Annotated in this window: 17 protein-coding genes; 9 read left to right on the top strand and 8 right to left on the bottom strand. The window is 63.6% G+C overall.

Features of this window, described 5'->3' with window-relative positions; genetic code table 11:
- Positions 1-845: 845 nt before the first annotated feature.
- A complete protein-coding gene (locus HMPREF1023_RS08235) occupies positions 846-2612 on the bottom strand; it encodes an FAD-dependent oxidoreductase (protein WP_009305760.1) in 1767 nt (588 codons plus the stop codon).
- A 240-nt stretch (positions 2613-2852) separates the two neighbouring features.
- On the opposite strand from HMPREF1023_RS08235, the gene HMPREF1023_RS08230 reads away from it, so the two are divergent.
- A complete protein-coding gene (locus HMPREF1023_RS08230) occupies positions 2853-4655 on the top strand; it encodes a LuxR C-terminal-related transcriptional regulator (protein WP_009305759.1) in 1803 nt (600 codons plus the stop codon).
- Between the two features lie 159 nt (positions 4656-4814).
- On the opposite strand, the gene HMPREF1023_RS08225 is transcribed toward HMPREF1023_RS08230, so the two are convergent.
- Together HMPREF1023_RS08225 and HMPREF1023_RS08220 are read right to left on the bottom strand one after the other, a co-directional pair.
- A complete protein-coding gene (locus HMPREF1023_RS08225) occupies positions 4815-5255 on the bottom strand; it encodes a universal stress protein (protein WP_009305757.1) in 441 nt (146 codons plus the stop codon).
- A 71-nt stretch (positions 5256-5326) separates the two neighbouring features.
- Positions 5327-6040 carry a sulfite exporter TauE/SafE family protein gene (locus tag HMPREF1023_RS08220; RefSeq protein ID WP_009305754.1) on the bottom strand — a complete coding sequence of 238 codons (714 nt, stop codon included), beginning with the start codon at positions 6038-6040 and terminating at the stop codon, positions 5327-5329.
- Positions 6041-6132: 92 nt separating this feature from the next.
- Here HMPREF1023_RS08220 and pxpB point away from each other — a divergent pair, with 92 nt between their 5' ends.
- From pxpB to HMPREF1023_RS08185, 7 genes are all read left to right on the top strand, one after another.
- A complete protein-coding gene (pxpB, locus tag HMPREF1023_RS08215) occupies positions 6133-6861 on the top strand; it encodes a 5-oxoprolinase subunit PxpB (RefSeq protein ID WP_009305753.1) in 729 nt (242 codons plus the stop codon).
- A 1-nt stretch (position 6862) separates the two neighbouring features.
- The gene (locus HMPREF1023_RS08210) at positions 6863-8032 is read left to right on the top strand and encodes a biotin-dependent carboxyltransferase family protein (RefSeq protein WP_009305751.1); all 1170 of its coding nucleotides are present in this window, start codon (positions 6863-6865) and stop codon (positions 8030-8032) included.
- 74 nt (positions 8033-8106) lie between these two features.
- Entirely contained in the window at positions 8107-8580 is a 474-nt protein-coding gene (accB, locus tag HMPREF1023_RS08205; protein ID WP_009305748.1) for an acetyl-CoA carboxylase biotin carboxyl carrier protein, read from the top strand.
- 13 nt (positions 8581-8593) lie between these two features.
- The gene (accC, locus tag HMPREF1023_RS08200; RefSeq protein WP_009305746.1) at positions 8594-9943 is read left to right on the top strand and encodes an acetyl-CoA carboxylase biotin carboxylase subunit; all 1350 of its coding nucleotides are present in this window, start codon (positions 8594-8596) and stop codon (positions 9941-9943) included.
- A gap of 672 nt (positions 9944-10615) precedes the next feature.
- Positions 10616-11455 carry a putative hydro-lyase gene (locus HMPREF1023_RS08195; RefSeq protein WP_009305744.1) on the top strand — a complete coding sequence of 280 codons (840 nt, stop codon included), beginning with the start codon at positions 10616-10618 and terminating at the stop codon, positions 11453-11455.
- A 214-nt stretch (positions 11456-11669) separates the two neighbouring features.
- Positions 11670-12704, top strand: coding sequence for a YhcG family protein (locus tag HMPREF1023_RS08190; protein WP_009305743.1), 1035 nt, complete (start codon positions 11670-11672; stop codon positions 12702-12704).
- Positions 12705-12771: 67 nt separating this feature from the next.
- Entirely contained in the window at positions 12772-13536 is a 765-nt protein-coding gene (locus HMPREF1023_RS08185; RefSeq protein ID WP_009305741.1) for a LamB/YcsF family protein, read from the top strand.
- A gap of 96 nt (positions 13537-13632) precedes the next feature.
- Here the strand turns inward: HMPREF1023_RS08185 and HMPREF1023_RS08180 are convergent, their stop codons facing one another.
- The 4 genes from HMPREF1023_RS08180 to HMPREF1023_RS08165 form a co-directional block, all read right to left on the bottom strand.
- Positions 13633-14412, bottom strand: coding sequence for a carboxymuconolactone decarboxylase family protein (locus HMPREF1023_RS08180; protein ID WP_009305740.1), 780 nt, complete (start codon positions 14410-14412; stop codon positions 13633-13635).
- Positions 14413-14986: 574 nt separating this feature from the next.
- Positions 14987-16237 (bottom strand): Nramp family divalent metal transporter, encoded by a 1251-nt coding sequence (locus HMPREF1023_RS08175; protein ID WP_009305739.1) that lies wholly within the window; start codon positions 16235-16237, stop codon positions 14987-14989.
- Positions 16238-16409: 172 nt separating this feature from the next.
- Positions 16410-18920 (bottom strand): transporter substrate-binding domain-containing protein, encoded by a 2511-nt coding sequence (locus HMPREF1023_RS08170; protein WP_009305738.1) that lies wholly within the window; start codon positions 18918-18920, stop codon positions 16410-16412.
- A 117-nt stretch (positions 18921-19037) separates the two neighbouring features.
- Positions 19038-20504 (bottom strand): helix-turn-helix transcriptional regulator, encoded by a 1467-nt coding sequence (locus HMPREF1023_RS08165; protein WP_009305737.1) that lies wholly within the window; start codon positions 20502-20504, stop codon positions 19038-19040.
- A 328-nt stretch (positions 20505-20832) separates the two neighbouring features.
- Between HMPREF1023_RS08165 and HMPREF1023_RS08160 the strand changes: the two genes are divergently transcribed.
- Positions 20833-22578, top strand: a complete 1746-nt coding sequence (locus HMPREF1023_RS08160) for an FAD-dependent oxidoreductase (RefSeq protein WP_009305736.1) — start codon at positions 20833-20835, stop codon at positions 22576-22578.
- 139 nt (positions 22579-22717) lie between these two features.
- Here HMPREF1023_RS08160 and HMPREF1023_RS08155 read toward each other — a convergent pair whose 3' ends face one another.
- Entirely contained in the window at positions 22718-23572 is an 855-nt protein-coding gene (locus HMPREF1023_RS08155) for a helix-turn-helix transcriptional regulator (RefSeq protein ID WP_021409887.1), read from the bottom strand.
- Positions 23573-23593: the final 21 nt, after the last annotated feature.

The raw sequence follows: 23593 nt of genomic DNA, 5'->3' as shown, positions 1-23593 counted from the left end.
TTCTCGCAGGAAACGGGAACGGGGCATCAACCCCGCCCCTCTGTATCGCGATCCGGATCGCAGCCGACTGCGCACGATCCGGAAACCGGCGGCCGTCGAAGCCGCGTCCCCCGATCCGCGAGCGCGCGCGGGAGCCGCCGTCCGACAGCGCGCCGACCCGCCACCCCTAGCACGGAATCACGGTTATGAACGATTCTTGCATCGGACCGACACAGCCGACCAGGCCTTTCGCAGGCTTTCGAAAGATTTCCGCGTCGAAAAATCGTTCACAACCGTGATTCCATGCTGCGGAGCCTCCGACCCGCGGGCGCGTGGGTCGCGCCCCGCCCGGCAGCGCACATTCCCAATCCGTGGGCGCGAATCGGCTCCCATGACAATCCTGCGAGCGGTTTTCAGCAGGAAGGAGCACGCGAGATTTTCGCCACCTGGGGTTATGTATTCGGACGCACCGCCGCGCGCCCGCCGGACCGCGCGAAATTTGTCACAGGAGCCGTTTTTCGCCCACTTCCGCCAGAGCACCCCAGCCGGGGCACCCCGACGCCCCGCCCAACCGCCCCCGCTTACACACCGACCGGTAGATTTCGGTAGATTTTGGACGATTTTCGGTAGATCGCCGGTAGATTTCGGACGATTGTCGGACGATTGCCGGACGATTTCGGACCAGCGCGGCGCTACGTGTTGCCGCAGTAGCGCCGCGCAAGACCAAGGCCGCTCGGGGAGGGAGGCGAGCGGCCTTGGGCGGTACGGTACAGGAGGCCTCGCGCAGCGCAGCCGCGCGAGGGTGCCGGGCGGCAACGCCGCCCGGCACCCTGCGGCGCGCGCGATGCGCGCCGCAGGGCTTCGCGCTACTTGCCTTCTGCCGCCTTGCGACCGGCCAGGCGACCGAACGACATGGCCATCGAGTGGCTGGCGCCGGCCACCGTCACGGGATAGTCCACCAGGAAGCGGCCGCCCATGGTGTTCCCCGCCACGAACAGGCCGGGCACCGGGTTCTTCTCGGCATCGAGCGCGCGGCAGTCGACGTCGCAGTCGATGCCGCCGATCAGCACCAACATGCCCGAGTCGCCGAACGGCACCGCGTAGTACGGCGGGTTCTCGATGGGGAACAGGCGCGTGGACACCTTGGAGAAGTCCGCGTCCTTGCCCGCGTGCGCCAGCTCGTTGTAGCGCTCCACCGTCTCCACCAGCGCGTCAGCCGGGATGTTCACGGCCTTCGCCAACTCCTCGATGGAATCGGCCGGGATGATGGAGCCCTGCTCGATCTCGCCCTGGAAGTACGTGTCGGAGGCGTAGCCCGCAGCGAAGTGGTTGATGGCGTGCTCGTACTCGGCTTCCTGCTCGGGCGGGATGTAGTGCGTCACGCCGCCGAAGCACTGGGGCATCGCCGACAGCTGCTCTTTCCACTTGCTGTCGAAGATCTGGTACGACACGCCGCCCTTCTGACGCTTGATGGCGTTCTGCAGCTCCTGCGCTCCCACGTCCTCGTTGGCGAAGCGCTTGCCGTCCTGGTTCACCATGAGGAACGGGTCGATGCCGACGGAGTTCGTTCCCAGGCTGTGCGTCATCGGGGCATAGGGGCCGTCCTCCATGACCGCGCCGGCCCACATGGCCATCTTGTGGCCGTCGCCCGTGTTCACCGGCTTTCCGCTCTTGTCCATGGTGCTGAAGAAGCAGCCGTACTTTGTGGCCTGGGGCGCGTAGTACGTCAGCATCTCGGTGTCGCTGGACATGTCGCCGCACGACAGCACGACACCCTTCTTCGCGTTGACGCGCACGATGTTGCCGTCTTCGTCGGACGCGTACACGCCCACCACCTTGTCGCCTTCCTTGATGAGCTGCTCGCCCTTCAGGTTGAAACGCGCCTCGGCGCCGGCCTTCTGCGCGGCCTCCAGCGTGCCGTGCATGGCCCAGCCGTGATCGGGCAGCAGGTGCACCATGCCGGGGAAGCACGGGTAGTTCTCCTCGCGCCAATTGTAGTTCTCGTTCACCGGGAAGCGCTCAGGGAACACGTAGGGCTTCTCGGGGTCGGTGGGCACGTCGTGGTCGCTGGTCAGCAGCTCGTGCTCGGCAGTGCCGATGTACCAGTCCAAGTCCGGGCCGGAGTTCGCGATCCAATAGTTCAGCAGCTGCGCATTGGGGCGGTTGCCCATGACCTTCATCAGCTCGTTGACCACTTCCTGCGTCTCAGGCTGCTCGATGCCCAGCTGCTTGTGGATCTCGCTGCCGAACGTGCCGAACTCGCCCGAGCGGTAGCCCACGTCGGAACCTTTATCGAAGCCGAACGTCTTCGCGCCCGACTCCGCGGCTTCGCGCAGCGCGCACACGCCCGCCAGGCCGAGGCCCACCACGCACACATCGACGTCGACGGTTTCGGTTACCTTCGACTCGTCGACGGGCGCCGGCGGGTTCATGAACGACGGCACGAACTCGGTGGGGTTGCCGCCCGTCGCTGCGCCGCCCGAACCTGCCGCGCCGCCCTCGGCCGCGCCTGCGTCTGCGCCCGCATCGCTTTTCGCAGCCGGCGCGCATCCCGCGAGGCCGGCCGCCCCGGCCACCGCAGCTGTCGCGCCCAAGCCGAGAAACGTGCGACGGGTGAGTTTCTGCTCTCTCATAATGATCCCCTTCCCTCTTCCTTTGACGAAATGGACGACCGCCGAAAGGCCGCCAACCACGCCTCCAGCATACGAAGCGGCAGGCAAACGGGCATCACCCAGAGCCGCCAAGACCCGGTTTTCTGTCACCCGAAACGGCCAAAATGAGCAGCGCGGCGCTTCGCGACGGGTATCATGTAGGGCAGGGCGCGGCATCCGCACGGGAAGCGGATGGCTCGGGGCATGGAGGGGAGATCGAACATGGCTACGCGCGCAGCATGCTACGCAGGATATGCGTTTCTCCTGCTTGCCAATATCCTCAGCTACCATGCGACCACCGCGTTCGCCAGCGTGCCCTCATTCGACGACGGCACATACATGCCGGTGCTCGGCGCTACGCACGCAGCAGCGTTCGTAGCCGTCGCCCTGCGGTACCGCAACGTCGCGCACGAGCCCCTTGGCTCGAAGGCGGCCGGTTTCGCCGCCGTAGCGCTGTGCATAGGATTCGCGCTGGTGCCGGGATCATGCAGCGCAGGCGTGCAGCCCGGGTTCGTGGCGGGCACGGTGCTCATCGGCGTCGGCCAGGCGGTGCTCAGCTTGCTGTGGCTGTCGGCGCTGCCGATGTTTTCCTACCGCACCAGCTACCTGTTCCTGCTGGGCAGCCATGCGGCCGCCACCGCGCTGTGCGCGATCGTGCTGCAATACCCGCAGGAATGGTACATCCCCATCACCCTGGCATCGCTGCTGGCGGCATGCGCCTGCGCCACCCGGCTGCGCGTCGCACGGCCCATCGAGCGCACCTTCTCCAGCCAGATAGCCGACGTCGCGCCGCTTGTGGGCAAAGGCGTGCTCGCCGTAGGATTGTTCGCCCTGCTCAGCGGGTTCGTCACCAGCCTATCGGGGCAACCCGACATCGATCCCGATCTCATGCAGTACCTCGTGCTGGGGATTTCCGCCTGCGTGCTGGTCATCATGTCGGTGCCCGCGCTGCTGTTTCGCCAGCCGTTCAAGCTGGAAGGCAGCTACCGCGTGGCGCTGCCGCTTTCCGCGCTGGGCCTGCTGGTGCTGCCAGGGCTGACGGAAGCCGTCCCTCCCGCTATTGCCGGCACACTGGCCACCACGGGCTACATGATGTGCGGCATCGTGCTGGCCTGCACCATCGCCGAAGTGGGAAAGGCTGCGCGCATACCCGTCATGCCGCTGTACGCTGCAAGCGACACGGTTTCGCTGCTGTGCCTGCTGGCGGGAACGGAAGCGGGTGCGCTGACCCGCGTGTACCTTCCGGGGACGAACGCCGGGTTCGCCCTCATCGGGTTGGGAACGCTGTACCTGGTCATGCTGGGTGCTTCCTGGCTCCTTGGCCGCGAGCGCATCCCGCGCCGCAGCGATCCGCAGCCTTCACCGCCGCCCGAGCAAGACGCGCGACCGTCCGGCGGCGCCGCCTCGGAACCCGCCGACGCAACCCGGCTTGCCTCCGCGCCGATCCAGATCGTCGCCGCGCCCGAACCCGATCTCGTCGCCGCCGCCTACGGGCTGAGCGATCTGGAAACCACCGTCTTCAAACAGCTTCTAGAGGGTCGCACCATCGCGCGCATCGCGCAGGATCTCTACCTCTCGCCGAGCGCCGTGAAATACCATACGCAGAAGATCTACCGAGCCTTCGACGTGCATACCCGTGCGGAACTGGCGGCCTTCATGCGCCAGCCTCGCTTGGCCGACGTCGCGCCCGCGCACTCCACGGACGCATTGTCGCCCGAAAACCGCGCTTTTGCACCCGAAACCGAGGCTTTCGGGCGACAATGCGCCGTCGGAGACGACCAACCGGCATCAGCGCCCCTCGCGGTCACCCGCGCGAACCCGTGCGAGCGCTTAGCCCTCCAACACGGCCTGACCGACCGCGAGCGTCAAACGCTCGAGCTGCTGGCCCTCGGGGAAACGGTGGCCGCCATCGCGCGCGCTCTCGACGTCTCGGAGAACACCGTGAAGACGTATACGAAGCGCGTGTACCGAAAGCTCGACGTCCACTCCAAGCAGGACATCATCGACCTGTGCCGCGAGGGGTAGCCGACAGCGCACGATGCCCGTCGTCAAGCCCTACCCCCCCTCGGCGGGCTGAAACGAGAATCGCCCGACCGGCTCCAACCGATCGAGCGATTCGCTTCTTCTCGCAGAAAACGGAGCGAGCCATCGGCCCCGTTCACCTGTCTCATTCTGCCTCGTTCCCTACTGCTTCACCACCAGCACGTCGCAGCGGAGGTTGCGGATGAGGAACGTGGACACGCTGCCCACGAACACGTACTTGATGTTCGACAGCCCGCGCTCGCCGCACACCACGAGGTTCGGCTCGAACGGCTCGATCAGCTCGTGCTCCAGCGTGTCGGCGATGCGCCCCGCATGCACAGACACCTCCACGGAAGGAATGTCCGGGTTCTGGCGCGCCGCAGCCAACACGTCGGCCAGGTCGGCTTCGATGCGCTTTTTGCCCTCGGCGCACAGCGCTTCGAAATCGACGCCCGAAGCCTCGTAGGGAACCGAATCGATCACGTGGCCGAACATGAGCTTCGCGTGGTTGTCCGCAGCGAGCGTCACCGCGCGCTGCGCGACCGCTTCCTGCGTCGACGCGCCGTCGAGCGCGGCGAAGATACGAGCGTATTCCTGCGCCATGGTCGTTCCTTTCCCTCGATTGCATCTGGGGTCATTGTACCCCAAGCAGCACCTCCGCGCGCCGCCGAACGCTACGACGTAACCAGCAAGATGACGCCGACGCACAACAACAGCACGTACGTGAGCTTGAGGAACCTTTCCTGGCTGATCTTCTTCTGCAGCTTGCTGCCCAGAAACGTGGCCAGCACGGCCAACGGCACGCAGAACACGATGATCTGGACGACGTCGCCCGTGAAGTGCCCCTGCTGAAACGCGATGCCTGCGTAAATAAGGTTGAGCACGGTCCACACGGCGGAAAGCGTGATGCGGAACTGCTGCTGATCGCGCAGCTTCTGCACCGCGTAGATGACCAGCAGCGCGCCGCCCGACACGAACATGCCTTGGATCAGGCCGGCCAGAGCGAGAATGATCCACAGCGCCCATTCCGGCATGAACTTCTGCTGGGGCACCGCCAGGTTCTTGATACCGATGATCACAATGATCACGCCGTAGATCTTCAACAGGATATGCAGGGGCACCAGGGTATCCAGCCAAATGCCCAGCACCATGAACACGATCATCACGCCCAGGATCTTGCCAAGCTCGCGCCAATTCACGCTCTTGATGTTGAGCGCCGTCAGCAAGCCGCAGGCGAAAAAGCCCATCGCGTTGAGGATGGACACCGTAGATTCCAGGCCCAGCAGCGTCGTGCCCACCGGCATGGCGAAGATGTTCCCTGCGAATCCCGTGATGGCCTGGACCGTGTATGCGAAAAAGAACGCGGCCAGGAAAAGCGCTTTTTCCATATATGCTACAATCCTTATCTATGTGACCAGCCTACAAGTGTAGCACGGGGCGCACATCATAAGACGACGCACACGCCAGAGGACGGAATTGCATGGCGGGATTCACCATCACCATCGCAGGAGACTCGGCGCTCAACTTGGAATTCGCCCATGCGATATCCGCGGAGACGAGCGCCAAGATCCGCATGGCCGCAGACAACCTTACCGCAGATCCCATTCGGGGCATCACCGAGCTGGTGCCCACGTTCTGCTCGCTTATGGTGTATTACAACCCCCTGGTCATCACGTTCGACGAGCTGTCCACGAAGCTGCGCTCCAAGCTGCGCGACGTGGGCGAGGCCGACCTCAGCATCCGCAAGATCGTGCCCATCCCCGTGTGCTACGGGGGCGAGTTCGGCCCCGACCTGGCGAACGTGGCGCAACTGGCAGGCCTTTCCGAAGACGAAGTGATCGCCATCCACACCGAGCGCGACTACCTCATCGACATGCTGGGCTTCCTTCCCGGCTTCGCCTACCTGGGCGGCCTCGACGAGCGCCTGCACACGCCGCGCCTGGCCGTGCCGCGCACGCGCATCGAGCCGGGCAGCGTCGGGATAGGCGGCGCGCAGACGGGCATCTACCCGCTGGCCTCCCCCGGCGGCTGGCAGATCATCGGGCGCACGCCGCTCAAACCCTACGATCCCGATCGTGAGGAACCCATCCTGTACGCAGCGGGCGAGTACCTGCGCTTCGTGCCCATCACGCCCGACGAGTACACCGCCATCGAAGCGCAGCTGGCCGCGGGCACGTATTCGTACGGCATCTTCGTGGAAGGCGAGTAGCATGGGTCTGGTCGTCAAAAAACCCGGTGTGATCACCACCATCCAGGACGTGGGGCGCTTCGGCTATCAGGGCAGCGGCTTCTCCACGAACGGCGTGATGGATCATCGCGCGTTCGCCATCGCGAACCTCCTGGTGGAGAACGACCCCGGCGCACCCGTGCTGGAATTCGCGCTGGCGGGACCCACGGTGCGCTTCACCACGAACACCTGCTTCGCCATCACGGGCGGCGACTTCGCGCCGACGCTGGACGGCGAACCCGTGCCCATGTACGCGGCCGTCATGGTGCGGCGCGGCTCCATCCTGCGCTTCAAGGCGTCGCGCACCGGCTGCTACGGTTACTTGGCCATCGCGGGCAACAGCGTGCGCGTGCCCGAAGTGATGGGCAGTCGCTCGACGAACCTCAAGTGCGAGTTCGGCGGATGGAAGGGTCGCACGCTCATCGTCGGCGACTACCTGCCGTTTTCCACGAAGAGCGTGGACTTCCTGCCCAACCTAGGGTCGCACCGCATCGACGGCGACAACGAGTTCTACGGCTTCGACCGCGACGAAATCACCGTGCGCGTGGTGCCCGGGCCTCAGCAGGACATGTTCACCGACAAAGGCCTGGCTACGTTCTACGGGCAGGCGTACACCACCACCACGAAATGCGACCGCATGGGGTACCGCCTGGACGGACCGGAAATCGAGACGAAGCACGGGTCCGACATCATCTCCGACGGCGTGGCGTTCGGCGCCGTGCAGGTACCGTCGCACGGACGGCCCATCATCATGCTGGCCGACCGGCAAACTACCGGCGGTTACGCGAAAATCGGCACCATCGCCAGCGTGGACATCCCGAAGCTGGTGCAACGTCCGCCGGGCGGCAAGATCCGCTTCGAGTCCATCGGCGTGCAGGAGGCCCAAGCGCTGCTGCGCGAAGAGGCGCACCTGTTCGAAATGCTGGCGTTGAAAGTGAGGCGGCCCAGCGCCGACGGCATATCGCCCCGGCGCACGGCGCGGCGCCTGACCCCCATCCTGGAGGAACAGGCACGCAAGTCGCAGGCCGACATGTTGTGGATCGACCGAGCCGATCGCTCCCAGCGCGTCGGCAACCGCAACGCCCTGGGAACCGTCCCGCCAAAGAAACAACCGCCCGACGCAACCGACACCACCGAACGCGCAACGACGTAGACGAAGAAGAAGTAGGTAGGGGTTCGCCGAAGCCGGCCGTCACAGAACCCCGTCACAAACGTAGGAGAACCGCCATGGATACGAAAGCCATCGAAGAACTGATCGCCATCATGGACAAGGCCGAGCTCACGGCCTTGCGCGTGGATGACGGCGAAACGACAATCGAATTGGAGCGCAACCACGGCCCGCTCTCGTCTACCGCGCTGCCGCTCATGGCCGATCGCGTGAGCGCGCTGCTGGCCGGCAAGACCGAAAGCCACGAAGCGGCCGCCGTCGAGGACGCCGACGAAAGCTCCATCCTCGTGCGCAGCCCCATGGTGGGCATGTTCTACATCTCGCCCAGCCCCGACGAAGATCCCTTCGTGAAGGTGGGCCAGGAAGTGCTGTCCGGCCAGACGCTGGCCATCGTCGAGGCCATGAAGATGATGAACGAGATCACCACGCCCGCCCCCGGCATCGTCGTGGAGGTGCTGGCAGCCAACGGCACGCAGGTCGAATACGACCAGCCGCTGTTCCGCGTGGCCACCGCCGCCGGCGAAACGCACTAGGGCGGCGCGCGCCATGTTCGACAAGATACTCATCGCCAACCGCGGCGAGATCGCCGTCCGCATCATCCGCGCCTGCCGCGCCATGGACATCAAGACGGTGGCCGTGTACTCCACGGCCGACAAGCATTCGCTGCACGTGTACCTGGCCGACGAGAGCGTGTGCATCGGCCCGCCCGCCGCGCGCGACTCGTACCTGAACATCGCCGCCATCCTGTCCGCCGCGAAGGGCACCGGCGCGCAGGCCATCCATCCCGGCTACGGCTTCCTGTCGGAGAACTCGACGTTCGCGAAGCTGTGCCGCGAGAACGACATCGTGTTCATCGGCCCCGCGCCCGAGGTCCTGGACCGCATGGGCAACAAGAGCCAGGCCCGCAAGACCATGATGGAGGCGGGCGTGCCCGTGGTTCCCGGCACGAAGGAGCCCGTGCACCATCCGGAGGAAGCGCTGGCGATGGCACGCGAGATCGGCTGGCCCATCATGATCAAGGCGTCGTCGGGCGGTGGCGGCAAGGGCATGCGCATCAGCCACGACGAGCACGACTTCTCCGAGCAGTTCTCCATCGCTCAGCGCGAGAGCGTGGGCGCGTTCGGCGACAACACCATGTACCTGGAGCGCTGCGTGCTGAGCCCGCGCCACGTGGAGGTGCAGATCATCGCCGATACGTACGGCACCGTGGTGGCCCTGGGCGAGCGCGATTGCTCGGTGCAGCGCAACCACCAGAAGATGATCGAGGAAAGCCCCTCGCCCGTGATGACGGAGCGCGTGCGCGACGAGATGCTGGAAGCCGCCGTGCGCGCGGCGCAGGCCGTGGGCTACACGTCGGCGGGCACCATCGAGTTTCTGCTGGACGATAAGCTGAACTACTACTTCATGGAGATGAACACGCGCATCCAGGTGGAACACCCCGTCACCGAGATGGTCACGGGCACCGACCTCGTGGAAGAGATGATCCGCGTGGCGGCGGGCGACCCGCTGACGTTCACGCAGGACGACATCACGTACCGCGGCCACGCCATCGAATGCCGCGTGAACGCCGAGCAGCCCGAGCGCGGGTTCCTGCCGTCGCCCGGCACCATCTCGCAGATGCACCTGCCCGGCGGCAACGGCGTGCGCGTGGACACGGCGGCGTACGACGGCTACGAGATCACGCCGTATTACGACTCCATGATCGCCAAGGTGATCGTGCATGGACGCGACCGCACCGAGGCTATCGCGAAGATGCGCACCGCGCTGGAGGAGATGGTGGTGGTGGGCGTGAAGACGAACCTGGACTTCCAGTACGCCATCATGGAGAACGAGACGTTCGCCGCCGGCCACGCCGACACCAGCTTCATCGAGCGCTTCATGAAGGGCGAAGTGTAGGGGTTTCTGGCGGGGTTCTGTCGGGCAACGTTCAGTCGCTCAAACAGTCCTGCTCGCACGAAACGCCCACTGGGCGTTTCGGCTCGTGCGGAACTCGCTTGGTGAACGCCGCCCGACAGAACCCCTTCGCACGTCTTACGTCGCCCTTCATGGACCGGCGGGGGGCTTGCGGGCGGCGAGGGCGGCATCGGACGTAGGCTCGAAAAGCCCTTTTTGTGCGGGTTGCGAGGTTCGCCGTTTTGAGAGAGAAAGGGATGGGCTACCTGGTTGTCATCCTGAGCGGAGGCCGAGCCCCGCAGGTTGTCATCCTGAGCGGAGCGCCGGCAGGCGCGGAGTCGAAGGATCCCGTGCGGCGCCAGCAAAAGACGCCGCCGTCCTCAACCCCTCGAACCTGCGATCGGCCACCCGGTTCGGGAACAGAAAAACATCGGCCCACCCCGCCTTGGCAGAGATCGCACGCTATGCACGATTTTTTCGGGTAACCAGCACGTCATCTCGGAGAAATCGCTGGTCGGCTTCTGCGATTCGCGCGCAAAATCGTGCATAGCGTGCGATCTCTGCCAAGGCACGGAACACGTGACTCGGAAACAACATGGCGGTCATAAAGACGCTGCTCGAAAGCGACTTCCGAAGTGCCATAATAAGAACAACACCGAGGAAAGGGGTTCTCTTATGATGGATGCTCAAGTTCCCGTCAAGCCCGAGGGCGTGGCTGACGACGTTTGGGCGCAGATGCTTTCCGCTTCTCCGGTTGAGGCGCGGCATCTCATTCGCTCGGGGGAGTTCACGGCGCCGACGAGCGGGCTGTGTCCCGGGTATGCGCAGGCGAACCTCATCGTGCTGCCGAAGGAGCAAGCCTACGACTTCCTGCTGTTCGCGCAGCGCAACCCCAAGCCGTGCCCGCTGCTGGAAGTGACCGAGGTGGGCGCGCGCGAGGCCACCATCTGCGCGAACGACTGCGACATTGCCACCGACTTCCCGCGCTACCGCATCTACGAGCACGGCAAGCTGGTGGCCGAGGTGGAGAACGTCGAGGACTACTGGCGCGACGACCTCGTGTCGTTCGTCATCGGCTGCTCGTTCTCGTTCGAGTCCGAGCTCATCGAGGCCGGCATCGAGATCCGCCACAACACCATGGGCTGCAACGTGCCCATGTACCTGACGGGCGTGCCGTGCACGCCGGCGGGCTCCATGAGCGGCAACATGGTGATGTCGATGCGCCCCATCCCCTACGACCAGGTGGTGAAGGCGGTGCAGATCTCCGGCGCCATCCCGAAGGTGCACGGCGCGCCCATCCATATCGGAAACCCGGATGCCATCGGCGTGCGAGACATCATGCATCCCGAGTTCGGCGACCCCGTGGAAATCCGCGACGGCGAAGTGCCCGTGTTTTGGGCCTGCGGCGTCACGCCCCAGTCCATCGTCATGAACAGCAAGCCGCCCTTCGCCATCACCCACGCCCCCGGCTGCATGCTGATCACCGACACCAAGAACATCAACCTGAAAGAATAGGCTCGTTCGAACAACGCACTTGAACCATGCTCGAACAAAACGGGGACTTCGAATGAGGTTCCCGTTTTGTTATACTGCACGAACGGAGAACCAGTGCAGGCGCCGATCCTCAGATGGACGGCCCATAGATGACAGCGTGCCCCCGCTGCCCGTACCACGCCTGCAAGATCCAGCAAGATCTTCTCATCCCCGGGAATCGAAGAGGAGACTTGCCATGCCTTACGAAGAAATCGCATCCTACGAGTCCGTTTTCAATGACATCAAACTTGTATTGGAGCAGGGGCGCCGACACGCGGTAGCGCACGTGAACCATGAAATGCTGGTTACCTACTGGAACATCGGCCGCGTCATCGTGGAGCACGAGCAGACAAACCCCAATCGTGCGGAGTACGGCGCAGCGACGCTCAAGCGACTATCTCGAGAACTGACGGAAGAGTACGGTAAGGGATTCTCGCGGTCTAATTTGCAAAACATGCGCCTACTCTACTTGGATTATCCAATTTGCCAGACACTGTCTGGCAAATTGAGCTGGTCCCACTATTGCGAGCTTTTGATCATTTCAGATCCCGATAAGAGGAGCTTCTACGAACGCGAAGCGATTGCCGGCGGATGGTCGGTGCGCGAACTCAAGCGGCAGATCTCAACGTCGCTGTACGAGCGTCTGCTTCTAGCGAACAGCTCTTCAAGCGTGCAAGGCAATCCCGCTCTCGCAACCAACAGAGCTCGCGCCTTGCAACCCGCCGAGATTATCAAGGATCCGTACGTATTCGAATTCCTAGGAATCCCTGACGACGCCCCTTTACCGGAGAGCGAACTGGAACGCGCACTCATAGCACATATGGAGAAGTTCCTCCTCGAACTAGGGCAAGGCTTCATGTTCGTCGGCACACAACAGCGCATCACGCTCAACAACACGCACTATTACGTGGACATGGTCTTCTACAACAAGCTTCTTCGTGCATATGTCCTGATCGAGCTGAAAACTTCCAAGTTGATGCCTGAGGCGGTCGGGCAAATCAACATGTACCTGAATTATTACGCTCGCGAGATGAACGACGAATTCGATAATCCTCCCATCGGCATCATCTTGTGTACCGACAAAGATGTCGTTACCGCCGAATATGCACTCGGCGGATTGCAGAATGCCATATTCGCTTCACGATACGTTTCCCACATCCCCGACAAAGAACAATTGGTGCAGCAAGTGGAAAACGTGCTGCTCAGCTGGGAGCAAACCGAAAACAAGTGAAGTATTCCCCGCGCGTACGGCGTTGCTTTACAATAGGCTGAAAACCACGCACGAAAGAAGGCTGCCTATGTACCGCATCGACTTGAACAGCGACCTGGGCGAGAGCTTCGGGCGCTACACGCTGGGGCTCGACGACCAGATCATCCCGCTTGTGTCCAGCGCGAACATCGCGTGCGGGCAGCATGCGGGCGATCCGGTGGTCATGCGCAAGACGGTGGGCATGGCGAAGGACGCCGGCATCGCCATCGGCGCGCATCCGGGCTATCCCGATCTGCAGGGCTTCGGGCGCCGCGACATGCACCTGTCGCCCGACGAGGCGTACTCGTACATGCTGTACCAGATCGGCGCGCTGCAGGCGTTCTGCTCGGCGCAGGGCGTGCAGCTCGCGCACGTGAAGCCGCACGGCCAGCTGTACAACCACGCCGCCATCGATTCCGAGTTGGCAGCTGCGCTGGCGCAGGCCGTCCGCGACGTGGACCCCAAGCTAGTGCTGGTGGGCCTGGCCAACAGCGCGCTTGTGGACGAAGGCCGCAAGCTGGGGCTGGTCACGGCCGAGGAGTTCTTCGCCGACCGCAACTACACCGACGAGGGCCGCCTGGTCAGCCGCAACGACCCCGCCGCGCTCATACGCGACGAAGAACACGCCATCGAGCGCGTCAAGAACGCCATCCGCGAAGGCGCCGTGCTGTCCGTCACGGGCAAGCTGGTGGACCTCCACCCCGACACGCTGTGCGTGCACGGAGATTCCCCCAGCGCGCTGGCCTTCGTCAGCCGCATCCGCCAGGAACTCGAGCAAGACGACATCGTCATCAAAGCGGTAGGAGCGGAATAAAGGGGCACGCTCGCGATTCGGCCCCGCACGAAAAAGACGTGCGGAGCCGAATCGATGAAGGGCCGCCTCGCCCAGAGAACGGCTCCGGATGAGCACTTACTCGCCGTTGGATTCCGCCACCTGCTCGGCAGCCTCGTCGATGCAGCGCAGGGCGTTCAGGCAGCGCGGGTAGCCGATGTAGGGCACGCACTGCGACACCACCTTGATGAGGAACGCGCGGTCGTTGCCCACACGCAGGTTCGCCCGCACATGGCTGACCACCTGAGGCTCGCATCCGCCCTGAGCGATGAGCAGGCAGAACGTGATCATTTCGCGCTGTGCGTCGCTCAACCCCGTGCGCGTGTAGTAATCGCCGAAGCAGTTCTCGGCCAACCAGCGGTTGATATGGCGCGTTTCCTCGGGACCCGACTGGTAGAAGTCGGCCATATCCTCGCCGAACAGGTCGACCTGCTTCTGCGCGCCCGCCTCCAAGCGCGTGTCCTCCGTCGTGGTGGCCTGGCTTTCAAGCGGCAGCGACACCAGGCGGTGCTCCAGCAGCTCGTTCACCGCATACAGAAACGGCAGCATGCGGCCCATGCCCACGTACGGAGTGGACTGGTACACCAGCTCCTTCATTTCCACCGACGTGACGCCCACGTTGAAGGCGCCCTTCGCCATGGCCTTGAACAGGTCGATGGCCTGCGCGCCGATGAGCGCGGCCAGGATGGCCATCATCCGCGTGCGGTCGTCCAGATCATCGCTGGCGGGCACCTCGCCGAAGGCGAAGTTGTCCATGCGCTCGACGAACTCGGGATCGGTGCACGCAAGCGGCGAATCGAACCCGGGGAACAAACGGTTGCGGTAAGCCTGCGCGCGCTCTCTGTTTTCAGTAGTCATATCCGTCTCCTTCTCACGTGCTTGTTGTCTCGAGGCCATAGTACCTTCTGAAACCGCTTCCGTGAAAAATGTCACAGAAAATGATACATTTGAAACTTCGGAAGACGACGGCGAAGCTCCGCGACGCTTTGCCGCGTCGGCCGGCCGGCGAAGCTCCGCGACGCTTTGCCGCGCCGGTCCGTCAGCGAAAACGACCCGTGTAGCAAAATCCGACCTCCTGCGGCAATAATCGATCGGTTTGGTAATCCTGGAAGAACCCGAACCGCCGTTTCGACGCCCGGCCGATATCGTCTTCGCACGTTTGCCCAGTTCGGAAAGTTAGCGCACGAAGAAAGCGGTAAAAGAGGATTACCAAACCGGTTTATTTTTACCCCGCGGAACCGATTTTCGGCTCATCGACCTTGCGGGAACGAAACGGCTCAGCGCCCAGCAGCATGCGCTGCTCCGCACCTCGCCCGCGCGCTCCGACAGCGCTCTTCGCGCTCGCCCCCACCCCACATCCCTCGAAAACACGCGTGCCCGCCGAAACCGGCGGGCACGCGAACGCACTCGATAGAAGCAGGACCAACCGCGGTTAGGCGCCGACCAGCGTCTGCAGCGACGCGAGGAAGCTGGACATGTTGCGCCAGCACATGAACAGCGTGATCACGATGATCACCACGCCTGCGCAGTTCGCGAAGATGTGGTTTCGCCACTTGCCCAGATCTTTGCCGTTCGCGCAGTACAGCACGAAGAACGCCATGATGGGCAGCAGGATGGCGTTCGCCGCCTGAGCCACAAGGATCAGTTCGGTGGGGCTCTTGCCCAGCGCCACAGCCATCACGCAGCCGCACACCAGCACGATGATCCAGATGAGCTTGAAGCGCAGATCCTTCGTCGTCTTCTTCCAGCCCAGCACGCCGTTCACGGCATAAGCGGCCGAGAACGAAGCGGTAATGGCGCTGGAGAAGCCGGCGCACAGCAGACCGAGGCCGATCATCCACGTGGCCCACGAGCCAAGAAGCGGCTGCAGCGCCAGCGCCATGTCCTTGCCATTCGTCACCACGGTGTCGGTGCCGTAGATGTTGGCGGCGGCGCAGATGAGGATGGCCATGGAGATGATGCCGCCCAGACCGATGCTCAGCACCGTGTCGAAGCGGGCGTCGGACACCTGCTCGGGATCCTTGAAACGCTCGGAGGCGCCGGAGGCGTGCAGGAACAGGTTGTACGGCACGATGGTGGTGCCGATGAGGCCCACCGCCGTGAGGATGCCCTTCGACCCCTCTTCGGGCAGCGTCGGCACGAACAGGCCCGTGGCGATGGCGCCCCAATCAGGGCTGGAGGCGATGGCCGTGACGAAGAACACCACGCCCATGAACACGACGATGGCCGTGAGGATAACCTCGACCACCTTGTACGAGCCAATCCACATGGCGACGAACGCCAGAATACCCAGAACGATGACGATAGGGATCATCGGCACGTCGGGAAGCACGGCCTGGATGCCCAGGATGCCGCCCGTGATGTTGCCCGTCTCGTACGCGATGTTGCCCACGAAGATGGCGATGAGAACAATCACGATCGCAATCCACATAAGCGCCTTGTTGGGAATACGATCGCGGATGTTTTCACCCAGACCCTTGCCCGAAACGATGCCGACGCGCGACGCCATCTCCTGGAAGATGATGGTGGCCACCGTGGCGAACAGCAGCGCCCACAGCATGGTGTAGCCGTAGCTCGCGCCTGAAACCGTGCAGGTGGTGACGGTGCCTGGCCCGATGAAGCCTGCGGCGACCAGTGCGCCGGGCCCGACGTTCTTGAATTTCTGAACGATAGAGCTGCTCATACCCTCTCCTTTCGAATCTCTCTCGGACGGACGATTTCCTCTCGTCCTCCCATGATCCCCATTGCGCGTTTCGTCCTCGTTGCGAACGCGCTTGCTTCCATTGCCGACACGCAGATGCGTCGAACAGATGGATGTACTTTAGCAGAATAAAGGCCGCGCGTATATGCCGAGGTTACGGAGCGGGCGCCGCTTTCGGCGACCGCAAAGCACCGTCGGCAAGGCCGCACCGGTTGCGGCCGTCGCGCTTGGCGGCGTACAGGGCTTCGTCGGCGCGGCCGTAGAGATCGTCGAACGTATCACCTGCATGCGCCAGCACAACGCCGACGCTGATCGTGACGCGGCAGTCCGTTCCCGGATACTCATGGCGCTCTACCGCTCGCCGCAGCCGGTCGCACTTCCCCAGCACGACGTCCGTCGAGCCGACGCGGTCGAGGTACACCATGAACTCGTCGCCGCCCAAACGCCCCACCACGTCGCCGATGCGGAAGTTCTCTCGCAGGATGCGGGCGATATCGGCCAGCACGAGATCGCCCACGAGATGACCGTGCGTATCGTTCACGTCTTTGAAGCAATCGACGTCCACGACCAGCAAGGCGCCCCGCTCGCCTCCCGCAAGCGCATCCAGCTGCTGCCCGATGCGCAGACGAGTGGTCTCGGAATTCAGCAAGCCCGTGAGGCTATCGCGTTCGGCGCGCGCCACGAGCTGGTCTTTCTCCCGCCGTTCTTCGTCGATGACCTCGATTTTGCCCACCGTATGCGCCACGCGCCCCGACGCGTCCTCCACCGGATCCACCGTCACGCGCAACCAATGCTCGATGCCGTCCGTATCGGGCATCCGCACTTCTTCGACGCGATGCTCTTTGCCGCCGAGGAGTTCGGCGAACGAACGCTTGCGCTCCTCGTCAAACACCGCCGGGGCGTCGCACTCGAAGGCGAACGGCTCGCTGAGCCCTTGTTGGCCTTTCCCAGGCATCGAGATGATCAGCCTTTTCGTGCGGCAATCGAACTCGAAGAAGCTGTCGTCGCACAGCGCGTACAACCGCAGGCGCTTCTTGAGGTCGAACGCGGTCTTCGCGTTGCTTCGCGCGCGCAACCCGAGAATTATCAGCACGAACAGAACCACGATCAAGCACGTTGCCGACGCCACCGCGAGCGCGATGGCCGGATTCGCATGCACGAGCTCGCCCAGATCAACCGGCCGCTCGCGCAATACGTTGCCGTTGATGACCGCCTGGCGCTCGACCTCGGTGAGCGACCCTACCGCGCGATCCACGATGCCCAGCAGCGTCGTGTCGTCCGAACGCACCACCCCCAGGCTCACGCGGCGCGGCTCGTACGTCTGGGGCGCAATGCGCACGTCGCGAAATTCCGGCGTGTTCAGGAAATACTGCGTCATGTACTCGTCCACGTACGTGTAATCCGCCTCGCCCTTGAACACCGCGCGCAAACAAGAGGCAATTGAGGGAAACTGTATCGCATCGCCCAAAAAACCGCCATCGTAGCTGCTAGAGGAGGAAATCGCCAGCCGCTTGCCCGAAATGGCGCCATCGGCAACGCTCTTGTTCGCCACGAGCACGTACGAAGCGCTCACATACGGCTGCGTCAGCGCGAGGTTTCGCTCGTTGGCCGTGGAATAGTCGCGATCGATGCCCGCGACCATGTCGATAGAGCCCGCCGCCTGCAAAGCGTCGAGAGCCTCCACCGTCTCGGCGGCAACGTATTCGAATCTCAGTCCCGTCTTCTGCGCCACGGTCTCAAGTATATCCACCGCAATGCCCTTGACCTGGCCGTCTTCTTGATATTGGTACGGCGGTTGATCGCTCAGCACGCCCACCCGCACCGGAGCAGCGCCTTCGACGAACGACTTCTCGACATCCGTTAGCAAGAACACGGGAGACGCAACGGAGAAATGCCTATCGCGCAAACGCGCCCTGAAAAGAGGATCCACCTGGTCGATGCGGTCGAGCGCGTCGTCGAGCTCGCCGGCCAATGCACGATTATCGAGCGCTACGGCGAAATACAAAGGATGAGTTGTCATATGAACGACAGTGCGCAACCCCGTAGTATCCGACATATCGGCTGCAAGCTCCACATCGACCCGACCGTTCAGCACGGCGTCGCGCGCCTCGCCGGCATCGGCGAATCCCACCGTTTCGTAAGGGATTTCGTTCTGCGCGCAGAACGCTTCGAGGTCGCTCGCGAGAGGAGAGCCTTCGATCACCGCCACACGCAGCGGGTGATCGGAAGTCGCCTCGTCAAGAGGGTCATCGGACACTTCGGCAGCGGTTCTGAGCACCACGTTCAAGGCAGCAAAGCTGTCGCGCGTGAAGGCGAGCGACTCTCGACCCTCTTGCGTCGCCATCAAGCCGACGGCAACATCGGCATCACCCGCACCCAACAAGTCTCGCAGGGTCTTATAGGCAGCCGGACCCGAGCCTTCCACCGGAACGAACTCGTACGACCATCCCGTATACTGCGCCAAACGTTCGAAATACTCGTAGGTGTACCCCACAAACGCCCCCGACTCGTCTGCCGGCGACATCGGCTCCTGCTGCACGTACGCGACGCGAATGACGCGAGCAGAATCGGAAGGCGCTTCGTCGGCGTACGCCCGTGCAGGATCGAAAACGGAAGGAAGAGCGCCGAAAACCAGCAGCAGAAGAAAGGTCGCGAGCGAAAACACGGCAAGAACGGCCCGCCAAGGGCCGCATTCAGATCGCGTTTCCTCTTCTTGCCCCAATCCCCCGCTCGCTTCCCCTCGTAAATGCTGTCATTATACTCCCCTTGACTCGATCCTGTCTCACATTCCCTCCTCACCCGAGCGTTCGATGAGGTCGATCACCTCGTCGCGCGAGTGCACGTCAAGCTTCTGGTAGATGGACTTGATGTGGTACTTCACCGTGTTCTCCGATACTACCAGCTTCTCGGAAATCGCGCGCGCGGTGCGCCCTTGCCCCAGATGCACGAGGATCTCCGACTCGCGCGGCGTAAGCCCGTGCGCCTCCGCCACATGCGCGCAGCGCGCCTCCAGCGCGTCGCCCTGCTGCTCGGCGGTGGGCGCCCCTTCCTCGGCCACGGCGTCGAAGCCGCACAGGGTCTTGTCTTTGAACAGAAACAGCGACACCATCGCCAGCAGATAGATGGCAACCAGCGCCACCGCCGTCAGCGCGATGTCGCCCTGCCCTAGCGTATGCGCATTCAACATGCCAACGAGGGCGCCGGCCATCTGCGCGGCGTTCGTGCACACAAGCGTGCACGAGAACAGCAACGCTGCCGGCAGTTTCGTGTCGTGCACCGTATGCGCCACCATGCACCACAGGATGATCCCGGCCACCAGCGTTCCCAACTGGGCGCACGCGTTCGCCAAGCCACCTGCGCCGTTCCAGATGAGCGGCAGCAGCAAAAAGCCCGCCGCCGACAGCGGAAGCGCCATACGGTACACCGACCCCAAACCAGGCTGGCTCTTCACCAGCAAGGCGGGCAACAACAGGGCAGCGATCACGGCAGCCTGCGTGATAAGCGCCGTGAACTGGAACGTCCCCAGCGGGATGGCCTCAGACATCGAAAGCTGCAGCATGAGACCGCTCATGAACGCCAGGATTGACGTGCCAAGCACCGGACGCCACAGCACCGACAACGCGCCCTTGAACACCGGCGCGGAGAACTCCTCGTCGATGGGCTCGCGCGCGGCGAGGCACTGGCGGCAGAACGCCACGGAAGCGAAGAACAGCAGCGCGCCCGCCGGCAGCATGAGCGCCGCCGGCAGCAGCGTGACAACGAAGTACACGATCAGGCTGAGCCCGCTGCTCAAGAGCACGAACAGGTACACGCGCCGCAAATCGAACGTACCCGAGAAACGCGCCCACAACAGGTTGATCAGCGCGTCGCCCGCACCGAAGCACAAACCGCCCGCCACCAGCCACGGGACCAGCTCGTTCAGCGGCACGAACTCTGCGAACCGAAAAGCCATGCGCGTGACGATGAACCCTGTCGCGGCAACGCCCGCGCACACGAGGACGACCGCCGTCGAGAACCCGCGCCCCGACCGGCGCGCCAACGCGATCATCGCCGCGTACACCACCATGCGCGCCGCGATCACCGCCACCAGGAACAGCGACTGCACGATGGCGCCCGACTCTCCCAACGAGGTGAGCACCGTCGGCGACTCGAACGACATGTAGCCGAACGTCAAATACAGCGCATACCCGCTCATGAACACGACGTCGCGCGCTCTCATGCCCGTGAACAGATCCTTCAAACAGCTCATCGGCCCCTACCCTCCGTCTGCTTCCTCGCCAGTATATCCCATCGAAAAGGATTCGTCCCCGGCTCATGGTTCGAGCCCCAGCACAGCCCCCGCCACGGCAAACGCGTACTCATACACCGTTCCATCAGGCATCCTATCCGATACCCTACCCGTATCAGGTGGGCTTCTCACCGGCCTAAACGCAAAAAACCACCCGCCCGCAGGTGTGGCGGGCAGGCTCGCGGGCGCGTATGGTTGGCAGCGCAGGGGAGGATTCCATACCGGAAATCCTCGCGATGAAGCGGGCAGCGGAAAACCAACCCGCTTCTCATCGAAAGGAGAGAGGGACATGAAAGAAACCAGACTGAGTCGTCGCGCATTCCTGGGCTTGGGAGCCACCGCAGCCGTTGCCGCTGGAGCCGCCGGCTTGGCCGGCTGCGCTCCGCAGCAGAGCGCCGGCACCGCATCCGCCGAGGGCGACGGCAGCCCGAACGGCGGCAGCGCGTCGAGCGTCTCCCCCACCAAATACACCCCCGACTTCCTCACGCCCCCGCCGGTTCCCACCGACGTCAAGGAGGAGAAGGACTGCGACGTGCTGGTCATCGGCATGGGCATCGCCGGCACCGCCGCGGCGAAGGAAGCCGCCGAAGCCGGCAAGAAGGTCATCGTGCTGGAAAAGCAGCCGGAAGACAGCTACTCGGTCATCTCCATGGCCGGCGACTTCGGCGTCGTGGGATCCCAAATCCAGAAGGACCTGGGCATCGAGTGGGCTCCGAAAGAGGACATCTTCAACGAGTTCGTCAAGGAGACGGGCGGTCGCTGCGACACCTGGATGATGAACTACTGGTACGACCACTCGGGCGAGGATTTCGACTGGTTCATCGAGGGCGCCGACTACGAAGTGCTGGAATCCACCGCGGCCAACCGCAAGACGGACAAGCCGAACTTCATCCGCCCGAAGTGCTTCCCGCCGCTGGAAACCTACAACTACAAGGAAGAAGTCTACCCCTACTTCCACGGCACCATTACCACGAACCCGAACATGCAGTGGGCGTGCGAAGCAGCGTTCAACGCAGCCGTGGCCGGCGGCGCCGAGCTGATCTACAATGCCGAGGGCGAGCAGCTGATCGTGGAGAACGACAAGGTTGTGGGCGCGTACGCGAAGACGCCCGACGGCTACCTGAAGGTGAACGCCAAGGCCGTGGTGCTGTGCTGCGGCGACTACGGCGCGAACCCCGAGATGCGCCACTACTACGCGCCGTGGACCGAGGAGTTCATGGGCGGCGTCGATGACGGCCGCGGCCAGCTCATGGGCATCTGGGCCGGCGGCTGGATGGAGCTGGGCCCCCACGCGCCGATGACCCACCACATGGGCGGATCGCTTGGCGTCGACAGCTTCCTGCAGCTGAACATGGAGGGCAAGCGCTTCATGAACGAGGACGTGCCCGGCCAGAACATCGCCGCCGAGCACACGCGCCAGCCCGTCGCGAAGGACCCCGAGCTGGCGAAGGCCGGCGTGAAGGCGTGGCAGATCTTCGACAGCAAGTGGCCCGAGCAGATCATCCACATGCCCGACGGCCACGGCTACACCACCTACTTCGTGCCGGATGACCAGGCCGCCGAGTACGAGACCGTGCTCTCGGGCTTCGGCTTGGGCTACACGACGCAGGCCATGGTGGACGAGCGCACCGACGTCATCGCGAACTCCCTGGAGGAGCTGGCCGAGAAGACCGGTCTGCCCCTGGAAACGATGAAGGCCGAGATCGAGCGCTACAATGAGCTGTGCCACAAGGGCATCGACGAGGACTTCGGCAAGATGTCCAAGCGCATGTTCCCGGTGGAGAACCCGCCGTACTACGCGTGCAAGTTCGGCAACGCGGGCATGCTGGTCATGTTCGGCGGTCTGGAGTGCGACCACGAGCTGCGCGTCACCAAGGACGGCACGAACGATCCCATCCCCGGCCTGTACGTGGCGGGCAACACGATGGGCCGCCGCCTGCTGGTGGATTACCCCGTCGTGGTGGCCGGCATCAGTCTGGGCAGCGCGCTCACCTTCGGCCGCCTGGCCGGCAAGAACGCCGCCGCGGCAGTGTAGGCAACCCCTACGCGAGGCGTTTCCCTCCCCCCTTCCAGACGCCTCGAGAAGAAGCGCCCTCCCCTTCCCGGGAGGGCGCTTCTGTGTCTGCAGTGTGTCAAATGACCCGTCCCCTTGACACAGTCACACGTCCATACTGCTATGACATCTTCCAGAAGTCCTGAACCAATGCTTGGCGGTTCGCTTGACCGGTTTTCTGAAGGATGTTGTGCACGTGCACTTTCACGGTGCTCAGTGCCAGATGCATAGACGACGCGATGTTCTGGTTGTCGTTGCCCAGCAGCACGTAGCGCAGCACCTCGCATTCGCGCTCGGACAGCTGGTGGCGCTTGCCGTACATCATGAGGTTGTCGTCTATGAGCTCTTCCTGTCGCCCTCCGCCGCGCATGGGCGGTCGGTCGAAGCGCAGCGACAAAACCCGGAACGCGTCGCGGCACGCGAAGAACGCGCAGCACAGCATCAGCGCGTTCTCGGCGAAGTTGCGCTCGGGAGCGTACGCGCGCGGCCCGATGAAGATAGGATCGGGCAGCAGGAACACCAACGCGTCCTCCACCACCACGGACAGCCCCAAAAACCACAGCGCCCCGTACAGACCCAAATGACGTCGAAGGCGGGCACGCTCGGCAGCGTCCTTCGACCTCAAGTACCATGCCCCGGCGAAAGCCAGCATCCAGAACAGGTACAACGCTCTCGGACTGTAGAACGCGAAACTGCGCAAGCCGCCTTCGGGCACGATCAGAAGCACCGCGACGCTGGCCGCAACGAACACGACCGCCGGAATCACTTTGAGCGCCTTGCGCGTCTCGCCCACGTAATCGCACACCAGCAACCAAAACGACGTGAGGAACCCGCAACCGGCCAACACCATCAGCAGCGACATGATCAGCGCATACGCAGGCCCAACTCCGGCATCGGCACCGGTGAAGAAATCTCGTTGAAACACCCATGCCACATCGAAGAAATAGAACAGGAAACCAAAGGAGGCGTACAGCATCGTTCGCTTCCTTGAAACAAG

Origin of the sequence: Eggerthella sp. 1_3_56FAA (assembly GCF_000185625.1) — a bacterium.
In the GTDB taxonomy this organism is placed as follows: domain Bacteria; phylum Actinomycetota; class Coriobacteriia; order Coriobacteriales; family Eggerthellaceae; genus Eggerthella; species Eggerthella lenta.
This window is presented reverse-complemented; position numbering and strand designations above follow the sequence as displayed.